Genomic DNA, 14,985 nt, shown 5'->3' with positions numbered 1-14,985 from the left:
CGGCCGATAACACGCACATCGCATGAACCCGGCGCGGCCCAAAGCCAGGGACACCAAGCAAGGGCCGCCCCGCCGCGAGGGTGTCGTCCCCCTCCCTTGCGAAGCAAGCAGAGAGGGGGAAGCGGCGTAAGCCGCTCAGGGGGTGCCTTCACTCAATCATTAGCGTAGATATCCACATCCTTGGTCTCGCGCAGGAACAGCGTGCCGATGATGGCCGTGGCGCCTGCAATGACGATGGGGTACCAGAGGCCGCTGTACATGTTGCCGGTCTGGGCCACGATGGCGAAGGACATGGTGGGCAGCAGGCCGCCGAACCATCCATTGCCGATGTGATACGGCAGGCTCATGGAGGTATAGCGGATGCGCGTGGGGAACAGTTCCACCAGCATGGCGGCGATAGGCCCGTAGACCATGGTCACGAGGATGACCAGGTAGGTCAGGATGGCGACCATCATGACCTTGTTCATCTTCGCGGGGTCGGCCTTGGTGGGGTAGCCGTCCTCGGCCAGCACCTTGGCCACGGTCTTCTTGAACTCGGCGTCCTTGGCCTTGGCTTCCTCGGGGCTCAGGCCCTTGATGGAGAACGAGGGGATCTCGGTGCTGCCGATGCGGATGAAGGCCGTCTTGCCGGGCGCTGCGTCCTCGGAGTCATAGCTGACCGAGCCTGCGGCCAGCAACTGCTTGGCCACGTCGCAGGAGCTGGTGAACTTGGAGGTGCCCGTGGGATTGAACTGGAACGAGCATTCCTTGGGATCGGCGACGATGACCACCTTGTTCTTGGCCTGTGCCGCAGCCAGGTCGGGGTTGGCCGCTTCGGTCAGCGCCTTGAACACGGGGAAGTAGGTCACCACGGCCAGCACGCAGCCCAGCATGATGATGGGCTTGCGGCCTATCTTGTCGGACAGCGAGCCGAAGATCACGAAGAACGGCGTGCCGATGATCAGGGCCGCCGCGATCATGAGGTTGGCCGTCACCGCATCGACCTTGAGCTGCTGCGTCAGGAAGAACAGCGCATAGAACTGCCCCGTGTACCAGACCACGGCCTGGCCGGCGGTCAGGCCGATCAGCGCCAGGATCACGATCTTGAGGTTGCGCCATTGGCCGAAGGACTCGGTCAGCGGGGACTTGGAGACCTTGCCCTCGGCCTTCATCTTCTGGAAGGCCGGCGACTCGGACAGCGTCATGCGGATCCACACCGAGATGCCCAGCAGCACGATGGACAGCAGGAAGGGGATGCGCCAGCCCCAGTCCGCAAAGGCCTGCTCGCCGATGGAGGTGCGCACGCCCAGGATCACCAGCAGCGACAGGAACAGGCCCAGCGTTGCCGTGGTCTGTATCCATGAGGTGTAGGCGCCGCGCTTGCCGTGCGGCGCATGCTCGGCCACGTAGGTGGCCGCACCGCCGTACTCGCCGCCCAGGGCCAGGCCCTGCAGCATGCGCAGGCCGATGAGGATCACCGGCGCCGCCACGCCGATGCTGGCGTAGGTGGGCAGGATGCCGACGATGAAGGTCGACAGGCCCATGATCAGGATGGTCACGAGGAAGGTGTACTTGCGCCCGATCATGTCGCCCAGCCGCCCGAACACCAGCGCGCCGAAGGGCCGCACGATGAAGCCGGCCGCGAAGGCCAGCAGCGCGAAGATGAAGGCCGATCCCGCATCGAGCCCGCTGAAGAATTGCTTGGCGATGATGGCCGCCAGCGATCCGTAGAGATAGAAGTCGTACCACTCGAAAACCGTGCCTAGCGACGAGGCAAAGATCACCTTGCGTTCTTCCGGAGTCATGGGCCGCGGGGTCGCCTTGACCCCCGCGCCTTGCGATGCGTTGATAGCCATGTCTGTCTCCTTGATTTATTGAATATTTAGCGGGCTTGCCATAGGCCCGCCGATTCACTATCCGCCTGCCTGCTGACGCGAATCTGACTCACCTCTTACAGAAATTGACGGCGAACTGAACGATTTCTTACTAACTCAGCAGCAACCCTGATGCCGTCTTTTTCCATGTGAAAAGCACCGTAAAAACCCTGCCAAACCATGCTGCACTGCGTAAGCACTCGGTCAGAAGCGCTTTCCAGAATGCGCCGCAAGGCTGCAGATCCATGGGGCTGCCGCCGCGATTCCAACTTCAGGAGACAAACCATGACCGATCCGGTGGTAGACAAAATACAGCGCCATCCCAAATACCAGGAGTTGCGATCCAGACGCAATCGCCTGGGCCTTTTTCTGACGCTGCTGATGCTGGTCGTTTATTACGGCTATATCGCGCTGATTGCCTTCGACAAATCCTTTCTGGCCCAGCCCATTGGCGCGGGCGTGACCTCGCTGGGCATCCCGATCGCCATGGGCGTGATCGTGTTCTCGGTGATCGTCACCGGCCTCTACGTGCGCCGCGCCAATGGCGAGTACGACAAGCTCACCCAGGACATCCTGAAGGACGCCACGAAATGAAGAATTCCGCACAACGCATGCTGCTGGCGCCCGCCGTGGCGCTGGCCCTGACGGGGCCCGTGCTGGCCGCCGGCGGAGATGTCGGCGTGGCCGCCAAGCAGGCCACCAACTGGACCGCCATCATTCTCTTCACGGCCTTCGTCGTGGCCACGCTGTGGATCACCAAGTGGGCCGCGGGCCGCACCAAGTCGGCTGCCGACTTCTATACGGCCGGTGGCGGCATCACGGGCTTTCAGAACGGCCTGGCGATTGCGGGCGACTACATGTCGGCCGCCTCCTTCCTGGGCATCTCGGCCTCGGTCATGGCCAGCGGCTATGACGGCCTGATCTACTCCATCGGCTTCCTGGTGGGCTGGCCCATCCTGACCTTCCTGCTGGCCGAGCGCCTGCGCAACCTGGGCAAGTTCACCTTCGCCGACGTGGCAGGCTACCGCTTCTCCCAGACACCGTTCCGCGCCTTCGCGGCCAGCGGCACGCTGGTGGTGGTGGCCTTCTACCTGATCGCGCAGATGGTGGGCGCGGGCCAGCTGATCAAGCTGCTGTTCGGCCTGGACTACTGGATCGCCGTGGTGCTGGTGGGCGGCCTGATGATGATCTATGTGCTGTTCGGCGGCATGACGGCCACGACCTGGGTGCAGATCATCAAGGCCTGCATGCTGCTGGCCGGCGTGACCTTCATGGGCTTCATGGTGCTGGCCAAGTACGGCTTCAGCCCCGAGGCGCTGTTCGCCGAAGGCGTGCGCGTGCGCTCCGAGATCGCTGCCAACAACGGCGCCGACCCCTCGGCCGCGGCCAAGGCGGGCCTGGCCATCATGGGCCCGGGCGGCTTCATCAAGGACCCGATCTCGGCCATCAGCTTCGGCATGGCGCTGATGTTCGGCACGCTGGGCCTGCCCCACATCCTGATGCGCTTCTTCACGGTGCCCGACGCCAAGGAAGCGCGCAAGAGCGTGTTCTGGGCCACGACCTGGATCGGCTACTTCTACGTGCTGATCTTCATCATCGGCTTCGGCGCCATCACCCTGGTGCTGACCAACCCCGAGATGGCCGATACGGTCAAGGGCGTGATCCACGGCGGCGCGGGCACGGCCAACATGGCGGCCGTGCTGGTGGCCAAGAGCGTGGGCGGCGACGTGTTCTACGGCTTCATCTCGGCCGTGGCCTTCGCCACCATCCTGGCCGTGGTCGCGGGCCTGACGCTGTCGGGCGCCTCGGCCGTGTCGCATGACCTGTACGCCACCGTGATCAAGAAGGGCAAGGCCGACAGCGCCGCCGAGCTGCGCGTCTCGCGCATCACCACGCTGACGCTGGGCGCCATCGCCGTGCTGCTGGGCATCGTGTTCGAGAAGCAGAACATCGCCTTCATGGTGTCGCTGGCCTTCGCGGTCGCGGCCTCGGCCAACTTCCCCCCGCTGCTGCTGTCGGTGCTGTGGAAGGACTGCACCACCAAGGGCGCGGTGATCGGCGGCTTCATGGGCCTGATCTCCTCCGTGGGCCTGACCGTGGTCTCGCCCCCGGTGTGGGAGGCCACGCTGGGCAACCCCGCAGGCTCGGCCTGGTTCCCCTACGCCTCGCCCGCGCTGTTCTCCATGACCATCGGCTTCGTGGGCGTGTGGCTGTTCTCGGTGCTCGACAAGAGCGCCCAGGCCGCCAAGGAACGCGCCATCTTCCCCGCGCAGCAGGTGCGCTCGGAAACAGGCCTTGGCGCCTCGGGAGCTTCGGGCCACTGAGCCACCGAGCCTCTCAGGCACCCACCATGAAAAGCCGGGCCCAGCGCCCGGCTTTTTCGTTGGCGTGGCAGCAGCCGCCCTCAGATTGATCGGCTGGAGAAGGCGCGCGATCGGATCTGCGATGGCCGGCGCCGTCCAGGCCTCTAGACTTGCGGGGTCTGCGCAGCTTCGCCTGTGCAGCACCGCTTCCCTCTTCAACGCACAGGACAGATCCGACATGCAACTCATCAGCCAAAGCTTCCAGGACGGCCAGGCGATTCCCGGCGAATTCGCGTTCGCGGTGCCCGATGCGGCCTCGCACGTGGCGCTGTCGTCCAACCGCAACCCGCACCTGGCCTGGAGCGGCGCGCCCGCAGGCACGCAGTCCTTCGTCGTGGTCTGCCATGATCCCGACGTGCCCAGCCGCGGCGACGATGTGAACCAGGAAGGCCGCGAAGTGCCGGCCAGCCTGCCGCGCGTGGACTTCTTCCACTGGCTGCTGCTGGACATTCCGGCCGCCACCACCGAGATCGCGGCAGGCGCCCAGTCCGACGGCGTCACGCCGCGCGGCAAGAGCGGCCCGGCAGCCCCCGGCGGCCTGCGCCACGGCATCAACGACTACACGGGCTGGTTCGCGGGCGACGAGCAGATGAAGGGCGACTACTTCGGCTACGACGGCCCCTGCCCTCCGTGGAACGACAGCATCGTCCACCACTACGTCTTCACCGTCTATGCGCTGGCCACGCCCACGCTGGCCGTCTCCGGCGAGCTGACCGGCGCCAATGTGCGCGCGGCGCTGCAAGCCGGCCAGGTGCTGGGCAAGGCCAGCATCACCGGCCTGTACAGCCTGAACCCTGCGGTCTCCGCCGCCTGAGCGAACGCCTTTCCGGGCGCCCTACGTCGCGCCGGCCAGCCTGCGCAGCTTGATGAAGGCCAGCGCCGCCATCACGGCGTCGTTGAGCGCGTCGTGGGCCTCGCGCTGCGGCAGGCCCAGGTCGGCCATCAGCGTGGCAAAGCGCAGGTCGATTTCGGGCGCCTGCTGCTGCCAGGGCAGCAGCTGCCGGAAGCGGTGGTCGTAGTACAGGGCCGAGACCTCGATGCGCTCGTTGGGCAGGCCCGTGCCCAGCCACGGGCGCAGCACGCGCTCGATCATGGCCACGTCGAATTCCAGGTAGTAGCCGACCAGCGGGCGGCTGCCGATGAAGCGCAGCAGCTGCGCCAGCGCGTCCTCGATGGCCAGGCCCCGGGCCAGGTCCCGCTCGCGCAGGCGGTGGATGCGCACGCTGTCGCCGGGCACGCTGCGCGAGGGGCGCACCAGCAGTTCCAGGCGTTCGCTGGACAGGATGCGCTCGCCCACGATGCGCACGGCGCCGATGGAGATGATCTCGTCGCAGCGCACATCCAGGCCCGTGGTCTCGCAGTCCAGCGCCACCCATTCGCCGGGCGGCGGCGCGTCGAAGAGAAAGGCATAGGCGGGGTCCGCCAGCCTGCGCCGCTGCCAGTTGCGCCGCAGGCCCGCCACCAATTTCGACAGGGGTGCCGCGCTCATACCGCGTCCAGCCGCAGGCGCTGGCGCAGCAGTTCGCGGAAGCGCCGCACCACGGCCAGCGTGTCCTTGAGCAGGTCGCGCTCCAGGCTGCTCAGGCGAGCCGGGTCCACATGGCCGGTGACGGGGCGGCCCAGGTCGATCTCGGCCAGTCCCGCCTGCAGGCGCAGGCCCATGAGGAAATGCAGGCCCTGGAGCAGCTCCTGCCCCTGGGCGCCGTCGAGCACGCCCTTGTCCACAAGGGCCGCGATGCGCTCGGCCGTGCCGGTGGCGGCGATGCGCTGGGACAGCGCCAGGCTGCGCACGCCATGAACGATGGGGAAGATGCCGGCCTTCTTGAGGTGCACGGGCGCGCCCTCGCCGCCGCGCCCCAGCAGCCGCTCCCACCAGCTGCCCGGCTCGTGCGCGAAGGCGTCGACGGCCCAGGCGAAGCGCGCCACCTGGGCATCGCTGTCCAGGGCCAGCGCCATCAGGTCGCGCCGCACCGTGGCCAGCAGCGCGGCATCGCCCGCCACGGCATGGGCGTCCAGGAAGATCGCCAGGTGCATGAGGCCCTCAGGGCCGGGCAGGATCAGCCATTCGCGCACCTGCCTGCCGAAGCTGGCCACCGTGCCGCGCCACTGCGGGTTGCTGAGCATGATGCCGCCCGGGCATTCGGGGTAGCCGAAGCGCTGCAGCTGCGCGGAAAAGCGCGCGCAGATGGCATCGAGGTCCTGGGGCGGCGCATAGCCGTCGCGCAGCAGCAGGCCGTTGTCCTGGTCGGTCTTGAGCAACTGCTCGCCGCGCCCCTCGCTGCCCATGACGAAGAGGCAGCTGTGGGCCACCAGGTCCGGCGGCGCCAGCATCTGCCAGGCACGCTCGAACAGGCGCGCATTGAGCTGCTGCACCAGCCGCGCCATCAGGGCCACCCGCGTGCCGCCCCGGTGCAGAGCGGCCACCAGGCGCGTGATCTGGGCGGCCGCCTGCTCCAGCGCCCGCAGGTCGGCGGCCTGCTCGATCTGCACGGTGATCAGGTGGGAGTGGTTGGCCAGGAAGCTGAACAGGTCCAGCGCCTCCAGGATGCCCAGCACCTGGCCCTGTGCATCGAGCACGGCCAGCCGGTGCACGCGCGCACGCAGCAGCACGACCAGGGCATCGCCCAGCTGGTCGTCGGCGCGCACGGTGAACACGGGCTGGCTGGCGAACTCGCCCACGGCCAGCCGGTCCAGCGGGCGGCCGTCAAGGATGGCGCGCTGCAGCGTGGTGCCCGTGAAGATGCCCAGGCCGCCCTGCGGCAGTCCCGAGACCAGCACGCAGGTCGTGCGCTCGGCATGGAACAGGCGCACCACGGAGACGATGTCGGTGGCCGCATCCACCACATGGGCGGCACGCAGATAGGCCTGGTCCACGCGCGCCAGCGTCAGCGACTGCAATTCGTGCCGGTCGGCGCGCTGGGCCAATGTGCCCAGCTTGTGGCCCAGGTCGGAGAACAGCAGGGCGCCAAAGGCCGTGTTGCGCGCGATCAGCTCGCCCACGGTTTCGCGCGCAAGCTGGTAGGCGATGAGCTCCTCGGCCACGGTGAATCGGCTGCCCGTGCGGCCGGCCACCAGGGCGCGGCCGTCGAAGCTGTCGTCGGGGCCGTAGCTGGCCAGCACCTCGTCGCCCTCGGTCTGCACCACATGGCCCTTGATGATGACGAACAGGTGGGTGGGCGCCGAGCCCGCGTCCAGCACCACGGCGCCCTCGGGGAAGTAGGCGATGTCCACGCCATCGCGCACCAGCGCCTGTTCGTCGGGCGTGAGGCAGTCGAAGGGAGAGGCGGCGAAGTTGAAGGCGTTGGGCATGGGGCGGGGCCGTTGTTCCAGCCCCGCCATTCAAACCTTCAGGCCTTGCTCCACGCTTGCAGCCGCGTCCCAGCCGCTGTCGAACCAGCTGTCGCCTTCCAGGTAGGCGCGCAGCATGGGCAGGCTGTCCAGGCCCCAGAAGAGGCGGCCATCGACCTCCCAGGCCGGCACGCCGAACAGGCCCCGGGCGGCGGCGGCCTCGGTGTTCTCGCGCAGCAGGCGCTTGGCGTTGTCCGCCGCATCCGTGCGCAGCTGCGGCGCCAGCGTGGCGCGCAGTGCGTCGAGCCGCGCGGGGTCCAGCGCGTCGGCGCCGCCCAGCCAGACATGGCGCAGCACGGCGTCCGCCACAAAGCGGTTGATGGTGCCGTCATCGCTGCACTCCAGCGCCAGGCGCAGCAGCGGCAGCGGGTTGAACGGGTGGCGGGCCGGCATGTCCAGCCCCACGCCCGTGGCATGGCCCAGCCAGCTCACATGGCGGTAGGTCCATTCGCGCTTGCCCGCGATGCCGGCCGGTCCCGGGTTGGCGTGGCGCTGCAGCAGCGCGCCCAGCAGCACGGGGCGGTACTGCATGTGGTGGCTGATGCCCTGCAGCGCCTGCGGCAGTTGCGCGAACGCCAGCCAGGCATAGGGCGAGATGAAGTCGAGATGGAAGGTGATCTGCTTCATGGCGGGTGCGTCGTGATGGGGATCTAGGGTGCGGTGGCCGCGATGCCTGCGCGCTCCAGCAGCGCGTTCCAGATCGCCAGGCGCTGCGGCGCATCGGACTTGGACCAGGCGCGGATCTCGTCGATGGTGCGAAAGCACCCTTCGCAATGGCTGCGGTCGGGCGTCATGCGGCAGACCGAGATGCAGGGCGAGAGCACGGGCTCCTCTTCGGCACGCGGAGCGTATGCGGCGCGGGCCTTCTGGGCCAGCATTTCCTTGGGGCCCATCATGCCGCCACCTCCTGCACCACGTCGGCCCAGGGCGCACCGGCCAGCAGTTGCAGCGCGGCCGGCGTGGCCGCGAACACCGCATGCGGATGGCCTGCTGCCGCCCAGACGGTGTCGAAACGCTGCAGCTCCCGGTCCACCAGGGTCACGGGCGTGTTGGCATGGGCCACGGGGCTGACGCCGCCGATGGAAAAGCCCGTCTGCGCCTTGACGAAGTCGGCATCGGCACGGCCCACGGGGCCGACCAGGGCCGCGACCTTCTTCTCGTCCACGCGGCGGTCGCCCGAGGCCACGACCAGCACGGCCACGCCGTCGCTGCGGCGGCGGAAGATGATGCTCTTGGCCACCTGGCCCACGAGGATGCCCAGCTGGTCGGCCGCTTCCTGGGCCGTGCGCGCGGCGCCGTCCAGCATGCGCGGGCCATCGCCGTGGCCGGCCTGCTGCAGGAAGGCCGCCACGCGCTGCACGCCTTCGGGAAGATGGTGGAGTTCAGATCCGCACATGCTCACACCGCCTCGCATGCAGCCGCGCTGGCGCGCTTGGTGAGCAGTGCCTTGGCCACGCGCGACTGCGTGGGGCGGCCCAGGTGGTCGCTGATGAACTGGCCGGCATCAATCAGCTTGTCCAGGTCGATGCCGGTCTCGATGCCCATGCCCTGCAGCATGTAGACCACGTCCTCCGTGGCCACATTGCCCGTGGCGCCCTTGGCGTAGGGACAGCCGCCCAGGCCTGCCACCGAGGTGTCGAACTGCCACACACCCAGCGACAGCGCGGCCAGCGTGTTGGACACGGCCTGGCCGTAGGTGTCGTGGAAGTGGCCCGAGACATCGTCGATGGCGAAGTGCTGCAGCGTGGCCTCGATGGCCTTGCGCACCTTGACGGGCGTGCCCACGCCGATGGTGTCGGCCACGCCCACATGCTGCACGCCGATGCCCTTCATGAGGCCGGCCAGGTAGGCCACGCGCTCGGGGGCGATCTCGCCTTCGTAGGGGCAGCCCACGGTGCAGCTCATGGCGCCGCGCACGTAGATGCCCTGGGCGCGGGCGGCCTCGGCCACGGGGGCGAAGCGCTCGATGCTTTCGGCAATGGAGCAGTTGATGTTCTTCTGGCTGAAGGCCTCGCTGGCTGCGCCGAAGACCACGATCTCGTCAGGCCACAGTTCGCGCGGCGCCGACAGCGCGGCCTCCAGGCCCTTCATGTTGGGCGTGAGCACGCTGTAGCGCACGCCGGGGCGGCGGACGATGCCGGCCATGACTTCGGCGTTGTCGGCCATCTGCGGCACCCATTTGGGGCTGACGTAGCTGGTGACCTCGATTTCCTTGAGGCCGGCTTCCTGCAGGCGGTGCACCAGCTCGATCTTGACGGCGGCGGGCACGGGCTGTTTTTCATTCTGCAGGCCGTCGCGGGGGCCTACATCGACGAGTTTGACGCGGGAAGGAATGCTCATGGGGTGTTCTCACCGGGATGACGGGTACGGCCCCTATTGTCCAGGCTTGCAGGCCCGGGCACCACCCCATATCCTGCCGGGCCATGCACAACGGCTGCCAGCGCCCCCTTCAGCCCGGCAGGGCCGCCATTTCCTCGCGCAGCATCTCCACCATGCGCGCGGCAGCCGGCGACAGGCGGCGGCCGCTCAGGCGCACCAGGCCGATGGGGCGGCGCAGCACCGGCCGTGCCAGCGGGCGCGCCACCACCTCCGGCCGCTGCACCACCTGCGCGGCCAGCAGCGGCAGCGCGCTCACGCCCAGATCGGCAGCCACCATGGCCGCGATGGTGGCCAGGTGCTCCACGGCGTACTGGGGGGCAAAGCGTATGCCGTGGGTCAGCAGGGCCTCGTCGGCGTACTGGCGCACGCTGGTGCCGGCCGGCATGGAGATGTGGGGCAGATGGGCCACGTCGGCCCAGCCCAGGTCACCGCGCCCGCGCGCCAGCGCATGGCCGCGGCCCAGCAGCAGCACGAAGCGGTCGGAGGCCAGGGGCAGGTAGTCCAGGTCGGCATAGGCGGGGTTGGCCGCCGTGAGCGCAAAGTCCACGCGGCCTGCGCGCACCATGTCGAAGGCCGGCCCGGCCAGGCTGTCGAACAGCTCCAGGTGCACGCCCGGATGCTCGGCCGCGAAGCGCGCCAGCACGCGGGGCAGCAGGCCCGCGGCCAGCGAAGGCAGGGCCGCCAGCGCCAGCCGGCCCACCTGCACCTGGGCCACCTCCTGCACGCGGCGCACGGTCTCGTCCATCTGGTGGCGCAGGATGCGCGCCTGCTCGGCGAAGACCTCGCCGGCCTGTGTCAGTTCCACGGCGCGCGTGGTGCGCTCGAACAGGCGCGCGCCCAGCATCTCTTCCAGCCGCGCCAGCGTGCCCGAGACGGCCGACTGCGACAGGTGCATCTGCAGCGCCGTGCGCCTAAAGCTCAGCGAATCTGCCAGCGCCAGAAAGACATCGACCTCGCGGGCCGACCAATTGATCTTCATGGCCGATCAGTTTATCGAAAAATGCGTCTTTACCGTTCAATGACGGCTGCCTAGACTGCGCCTCAAATCCATGAAATCAGCAGGAGACAGCATGCACAGCAGTTCGCCGCGCAACGCGCGCACGGTGGTCGTCGGGGGAGGCACCATGGGTGCCGATGTGGCCGTGGTCCTGGCCCGGGGCGGCGCCCTGGTGACCGTGGTCGACCCCGGCGCGGCACGGCGCGAGCTGCTGCTGCAGCACATTGCCATCGAGCTGGCCACGGCCGGCTTTGCCCGGTGCGCGTCCCAGGTCTCGGTCTGCGCGGCGCTGGAGGATGTGGCCTGGGATGGCGTGGCCCTGGTGGTGGAATGCATCACCGAGCGGCTGGATGCCAAGCAGGCGCTGTTCGCCGAACTTGAGGCACATGCGCCGGCCGACGCCGTGCTGGCCAGCAACAGCTCGGGCTTTCCCATCAGCACCATCGCCAGCGGCCTGCCCACGGCGCAGCGCATGCTGGGCCTGCACTTCTTCATGCCCGCCCATTTGGTGCCACTGGTGGAAGTGGTGCTGGGAGAGCGCAGCGACCCGGCCCTGGGCCAGTGGCTGCACGGCTTCATGCGCGGCTGCGGCAGCGTGCCGGTGCTGGTGAAGAAGGACAAGCCCGGCTTTCTGGCCAACCGCATGCAGCACGCGCTGTCGCGCGAGGCCTTCGCCCTCATCGACGAGGGCATTGCCTCGCCCGAGGATGTGGATGCCGCCGTGCGCTTCGGCTTCGGCTTCCGCTTCCTGGCGGCCGGCCCCGTGCTGCAGCGCGACCATGCGGGCATCGAGGTGCATTGCGCAGCCGCCGCCACCATGTACCCCACGCTGTCCAACACCGATGTGCCGGCCCAGGCCCTGCGCGATCGCGTGGCGCGCGGCGATCTGGGCATGAAGACCGGTAAGGGCTTCTTCGACTGGCCCGAGGACCGCCGCCTGGCCGAGCGTGCACGCTACGACGCGCTGCTGCGCCAGGGCCTGGCCCTGCTGGCCAGCGAGCTGCCGGTGCCGGAGCAGGCACAGGACACGCCATGAGCACGCCGGTCCCCACGTCAACCGCGTCGCCCACATCGCCCACGTCACCCACCTCGCAGTGGAGCGACCCGCTGATCATCACCGTGGCCCCCAATGGCGCCTACAAGCAGCCGGCCGACCACCGAGCCCTACCGATCACACCGCAGGCGCTGGCCGCCACGGCACGCGCCTGCCTGGATGCCGGCGCGGCCATGATCCACATGCACATCCGCGACGCCCAGGGGCGCCACAGCCTGGATGTGGACGGCTACCGCGAAGCCTGGCGCGTGGTGCGCGAGGCCGTGGGCACGGACATGGTGGTGCAGATCACCAGCGAGGCCGCCGGCGTCTACCGCGCGCCCGAGCAGATCGCCATGGTGCAGGCGCTGCGGCCCGAGGCCGTCTCCATCGGCCTGCGCGAGATCGACCAGCCCGAGATCGGCGATGCGGGACTGGCGCACTTTTTCACGGGCCTGGTGCGCGACCAGGTCATGGTGCAGGTCATCCTCTACGACGTGGCCGACCTGCGCCGCTGGCAGGCGCTGCGCGCCCAGGGCGTGGTGCCCGAGGCGCCCTGGTTCCTGCTCTTCGTGCTGGGCCGCTACAGCGCGGGCCAGACCTCGCGGCCCCAGGACCTGCTGCCCTTTCTTGCGGCGCATGACGGCGGCGAGCCCTGGGCCGTGTGCGCCTTCGGCGCCACGGAAAACACCTGCATCGCGGCAGCCGCCGCGTTTGGCGGCCATGCGCGCGTGGGCTTCGAGAACAACCTGCTGGCCAAGGACGGCCACACCGCGCCCGACTACGCCGCCCTGGTCCGCCAGGCCGTGGTGTCCGCACAGGCGCTGGGCCGCCCCCTGGCCACGGCCGACGACATACGCCAGCGCTTCACACCGGGCTGAGCACCAGGCGCCTTACAGGCCGATAAGCCGATAAGCCCATAAGCCGATAGGCCCATGAGCCCGCACAAGACGGGCCTTCCATTCCAACCACAGGCAGGAGACACAACCATGCAACAGCCCACCCACGGCACGCGGCGTGACGCCATCGCCAAAATCAAGGCAGCCACCGCATTCACGGCGATTCCCCTGGCCTTCATGGCCCTGGGCCTGGCGGGCCAGGCCTCGGCCCAGACCCCGTCGCCGGCGTTCCCCAGCAAGACCATCCGCTTCGTCGTGCCCTATCCGCCCGGCGGCCCCACCGATCTGATGGCACGCATGCTGCAGCCCGAGCTGCAGCAGCGCCTGGGCGTGACCGTCATCGTGGAGAACAAGAGCGGCGCGGGCGGCAACCTGGGCAGCGCCGAGGTGGCCCGCCAGGCGCCGGCCGACGGCCACACCCTGCTGCTTGCCGCCAGCGGCCCCATGGCCGTGAATTCCTCGCTGTACAAGAGCATGCCCTTCAACCCGCTCAAGGATCTGGAGCCCGTGGTGCAGCTGTCGGCCTTCCCGCTGGTGCTGGAGGCCCACCCCTCGCTGGGCGTCAAGACCGTGGCCGAGCTGCTGGCCCTGGCCAAAACGGGCAAGACACTGAGCTTTGCCTCGGCCGGCAACGGCACGCCCCAGCACCTGGCGGGCGAGCTGTTCAACTCCATGGAGCAGGTCAAGCTGGGCCATGTGCCCTACCGGGGTGCGGGACCGGCACTCAACGACCTGATCGGCGGCCAGGTGGGCGTGATGTTCGACATCGTGGGCAGCTCGCTGCAGCACATCCAGGGCGGGCGCCTGATCCCGCTGGCCGTCACCTCGGCCGAGCGCAGCAAGGTGCTGCCCGATGTGCCCACCATGGCCCAGGCCGGCGTGCCCGGCTACCAGATCACGGGCTGGCATGGCATTGCCGTGCGCGCGGGCACGCCGCCCGCCGCCATCGACAAACTCAATGCCACGGTCAACGCCATCTTCAAGGACCCGGCCTTTCGCACGCGCTGGGAGGCCATCGGCACGCCGGCCGTGGGCGGCACGGCGGCCGAATTCGGCGCCTTGATCAGGAGCGACTCCCAGCGCCTGGGCGCGCTGGTGCGCAGCACCGGCGTGACGCTGGACTGAGCGCGCCCGTCAGTAGCCGCGCCGCAGGTCCACGCGGCCGCTCACGGCCTCGCCCCGGCTCAGCGCCGCGACCTTGCCCACGATCTGCTCCACGCTGTCGCGCGCCAGGGTGCGGGCCGAGGTGTGGGGCGTGAGCGTGATGCGCGGATGCCGCCAGAAGGCATGGCCGTCGGGCAGCGGCTCGGAGCGGAACACATCGAGCAACGCGCCGGACACATGGCCCCCGTCGATGGCGGCGATGAGGTCCTCGTCCGCCACATGGCCGCCGCGTCCCACGTTGATGACATAGGCGCCCGGCTGCAGCAGGGCCAGGCTGCGCGCGTCGATGATGCTGTCGGTCTCGGGCGTCAGCGGCAGCAGGTTGACGAGGATGCGGGTGGCACGCAGAAAGGCGTCGAAGTCCTGCGGGCCGCAGAAGCCACGCACGCCGTCGATGGCATGCGGCGTACGGCTCCAGCCGTTGACGGGGAAATCGAACACCGTCAGCGCGCGCGCCACGCGCTCGCCCATGCGGCCCAGCCCCATGACGCCCACGGGGTAGTCGGCACGCCGGGGATTGGGCCGGTGCTGCCACAGGCCGGCGGCCATGTCGGCCTCGTAGCCGTCCAGGCCGCGGAAGAAGCGGATCACGGCCTGGCTGACGTATTCGGCCATCTGCACGGCCATGCCGGCGTCCTCCAGGCGGTAGACGGGAAGGTCGGCCGGCAGGCGCAGCGGCAGCAGCGCATCGACACCCGCGCCGATGTTGAACACGGCCTTGAGGCCCGGCTGCTCGTCGATGAAGCGCTGGGGTGGCGCCCAGACCAGGGCGTAGTCGGCCTGCGGCGCGCCCGGCGACCAGATGTCCACCTCGGCGCCCGGCAGGGCCGCGCGCAGTCCTTGCAGCCAGGCGTCGGGCCTGGTGTCTTCGCAGCAGAAAGTCACTCGCATAGGGGGCCAAGCCTAACGGCCTGGCGACGCCCGCGCGCGACTTTTGCGCAAAACTGTC

General features: G+C 69.0%; 15 protein-coding genes. 6 read left to right on the top strand and 9 right to left on the bottom strand.

Annotated elements, in window-relative coordinates; genetic code table 11:
• Positions 1-152 precede the first annotated feature (152 nt).
• Positions 153-1,835, bottom strand: coding sequence for an MFS transporter (locus JHD82_RS11175; RefSeq protein ID WP_012207752.1), 1,683 nt, complete (start codon positions 1,833-1,835; stop codon positions 153-155).
• A gap of 303 nt (positions 1,836-2,138) precedes the next feature.
• On the opposite strand from JHD82_RS11175, the gene JHD82_RS11170 reads away from it, so the two are divergent.
• The 3 genes from JHD82_RS11170 to JHD82_RS11160 all read left to right on the top strand — a co-directional run bounded on the left by JHD82_RS11170 (position 2,139) and on the right by JHD82_RS11160 (position 5,030).
• Positions 2,139-2,447, top strand: a complete 309-nt coding sequence (locus JHD82_RS11170) for a DUF485 domain-containing protein (RefSeq protein WP_012207753.1) — start codon at positions 2,139-2,141, stop codon at positions 2,445-2,447.
• Positions 2,444-4,177 (top strand): cation acetate symporter, encoded by a 1,734-nt coding sequence (locus JHD82_RS11165; protein WP_012207754.1) that lies wholly within the window; start codon positions 2,444-2,446, stop codon positions 4,175-4,177. The genes JHD82_RS11170 and JHD82_RS11165 overlap by 4 nt, the downstream gene beginning before the upstream one ends.
• Before the next feature lie 217 nt (positions 4,178-4,394).
• Positions 4,395-5,030: a YbhB/YbcL family Raf kinase inhibitor-like protein gene (locus tag JHD82_RS11160; RefSeq protein WP_012207755.1), complete on the top strand. Its 636-nt coding sequence runs from the start codon at positions 4,395-4,397 to the stop codon at positions 5,028-5,030.
• A 21-nt stretch (positions 5,031-5,051) separates the two neighbouring features.
• Here the strand turns inward: JHD82_RS11160 and JHD82_RS11155 are convergent, their stop codons facing one another.
• The 7 genes from JHD82_RS11155 to JHD82_RS11125 form a co-directional block, all read right to left on the bottom strand.
• The gene (locus JHD82_RS11155; protein ID WP_192368230.1) at positions 5,052-5,705 is read right to left on the bottom strand and encodes a 3'-5' exonuclease; all 654 of its coding nucleotides are present in this window, start codon (positions 5,703-5,705) and stop codon (positions 5,052-5,054) included.
• Positions 5,702-7,555 (bottom strand): DUF294 nucleotidyltransferase-like domain-containing protein, encoded by a 1,854-nt coding sequence (locus JHD82_RS11150; protein ID WP_199136495.1) that lies wholly within the window; start codon positions 7,553-7,555, stop codon positions 5,702-5,704. Before JHD82_RS11150 ends, JHD82_RS11155 begins: the two co-directional genes overlap by 4 nt.
• Complete coding sequence (locus JHD82_RS11145) at positions 7,556-8,191, bottom strand: DsbA family protein (RefSeq protein ID WP_199136493.1); 636 nt, start codon at positions 8,189-8,191, stop codon at positions 7,556-7,558.
• Between the two features lie 23 nt (positions 8,192-8,214).
• A complete protein-coding gene (locus tag JHD82_RS11140; RefSeq protein ID WP_049801477.1) occupies positions 8,215-8,457 on the bottom strand; it encodes a DUF1289 domain-containing protein in 243 nt (80 codons plus the stop codon).
• The gene (locus JHD82_RS11135; RefSeq protein WP_013800403.1) at positions 8,457-8,960 is read right to left on the bottom strand and encodes a YbaK/EbsC family protein; all 504 of its coding nucleotides are present in this window, start codon (positions 8,958-8,960) and stop codon (positions 8,457-8,459) included. Before JHD82_RS11135 ends, JHD82_RS11140 begins: the two co-directional genes overlap by 1 nt.
• A gap of 2 nt (positions 8,961-8,962) precedes the next feature.
• Positions 8,963-9,904, bottom strand: coding sequence for a hydroxymethylglutaryl-CoA lyase (locus tag JHD82_RS11130; protein WP_043820259.1), 942 nt, complete (start codon positions 9,902-9,904; stop codon positions 8,963-8,965).
• 109 nt (positions 9,905-10,013) lie between these two features.
• Entirely contained in the window at positions 10,014-10,922 is a 909-nt protein-coding gene (locus tag JHD82_RS11125) for a LysR family transcriptional regulator (protein WP_012207762.1), read from the bottom strand.
• A gap of 91 nt (positions 10,923-11,013) precedes the next feature.
• On the opposite strand from JHD82_RS11125, the gene JHD82_RS11120 reads away from it, so the two are divergent.
• The 3 genes from JHD82_RS11120 (at position 11,014) to JHD82_RS11110 (ending at position 13,997) form a co-directional block, all read left to right on the top strand.
• Positions 11,014-11,976: a 3-hydroxyacyl-CoA dehydrogenase family protein gene (locus JHD82_RS11120; RefSeq protein WP_199136491.1), complete on the top strand. Its 963-nt coding sequence runs from the start codon at positions 11,014-11,016 to the stop codon at positions 11,974-11,976.
• On the top strand, positions 11,973-12,854 hold the full coding sequence (locus tag JHD82_RS11115) for a 3-keto-5-aminohexanoate cleavage protein (RefSeq protein ID WP_199136489.1): 882 nt from the start codon (positions 11,973-11,975) through the stop codon (positions 12,852-12,854). The genes JHD82_RS11120 and JHD82_RS11115 overlap by 4 nt, the downstream gene beginning before the upstream one ends.
• Positions 12,855-12,962: 108 nt before the next feature.
• Positions 12,963-13,997, top strand: a complete 1,035-nt coding sequence (locus tag JHD82_RS11110) for a tripartite tricarboxylate transporter substrate binding protein (RefSeq protein WP_199136487.1) — start codon at positions 12,963-12,965, stop codon at positions 13,995-13,997.
• A gap of 9 nt (positions 13,998-14,006) precedes the next feature.
• Here the strand turns inward: JHD82_RS11110 and JHD82_RS11105 are convergent, their stop codons facing one another.
• Positions 14,007-14,927: a glyoxylate/hydroxypyruvate reductase A gene (locus JHD82_RS11105; RefSeq protein WP_199136486.1), complete on the bottom strand. Its 921-nt coding sequence runs from the start codon at positions 14,925-14,927 to the stop codon at positions 14,007-14,009.
• Positions 14,928-14,985: the final 58 nt, after the last annotated feature.

This window comes from Delftia sp. ASV31 (genome assembly GCF_016428765.1).
In the GTDB taxonomy this organism is placed as follows: domain Bacteria; phylum Pseudomonadota; class Gammaproteobacteria; order Burkholderiales; family Burkholderiaceae_C; genus Comamonas; species Comamonas acidovorans.
This window is presented reverse-complemented; position numbering and strand designations above follow the sequence as displayed.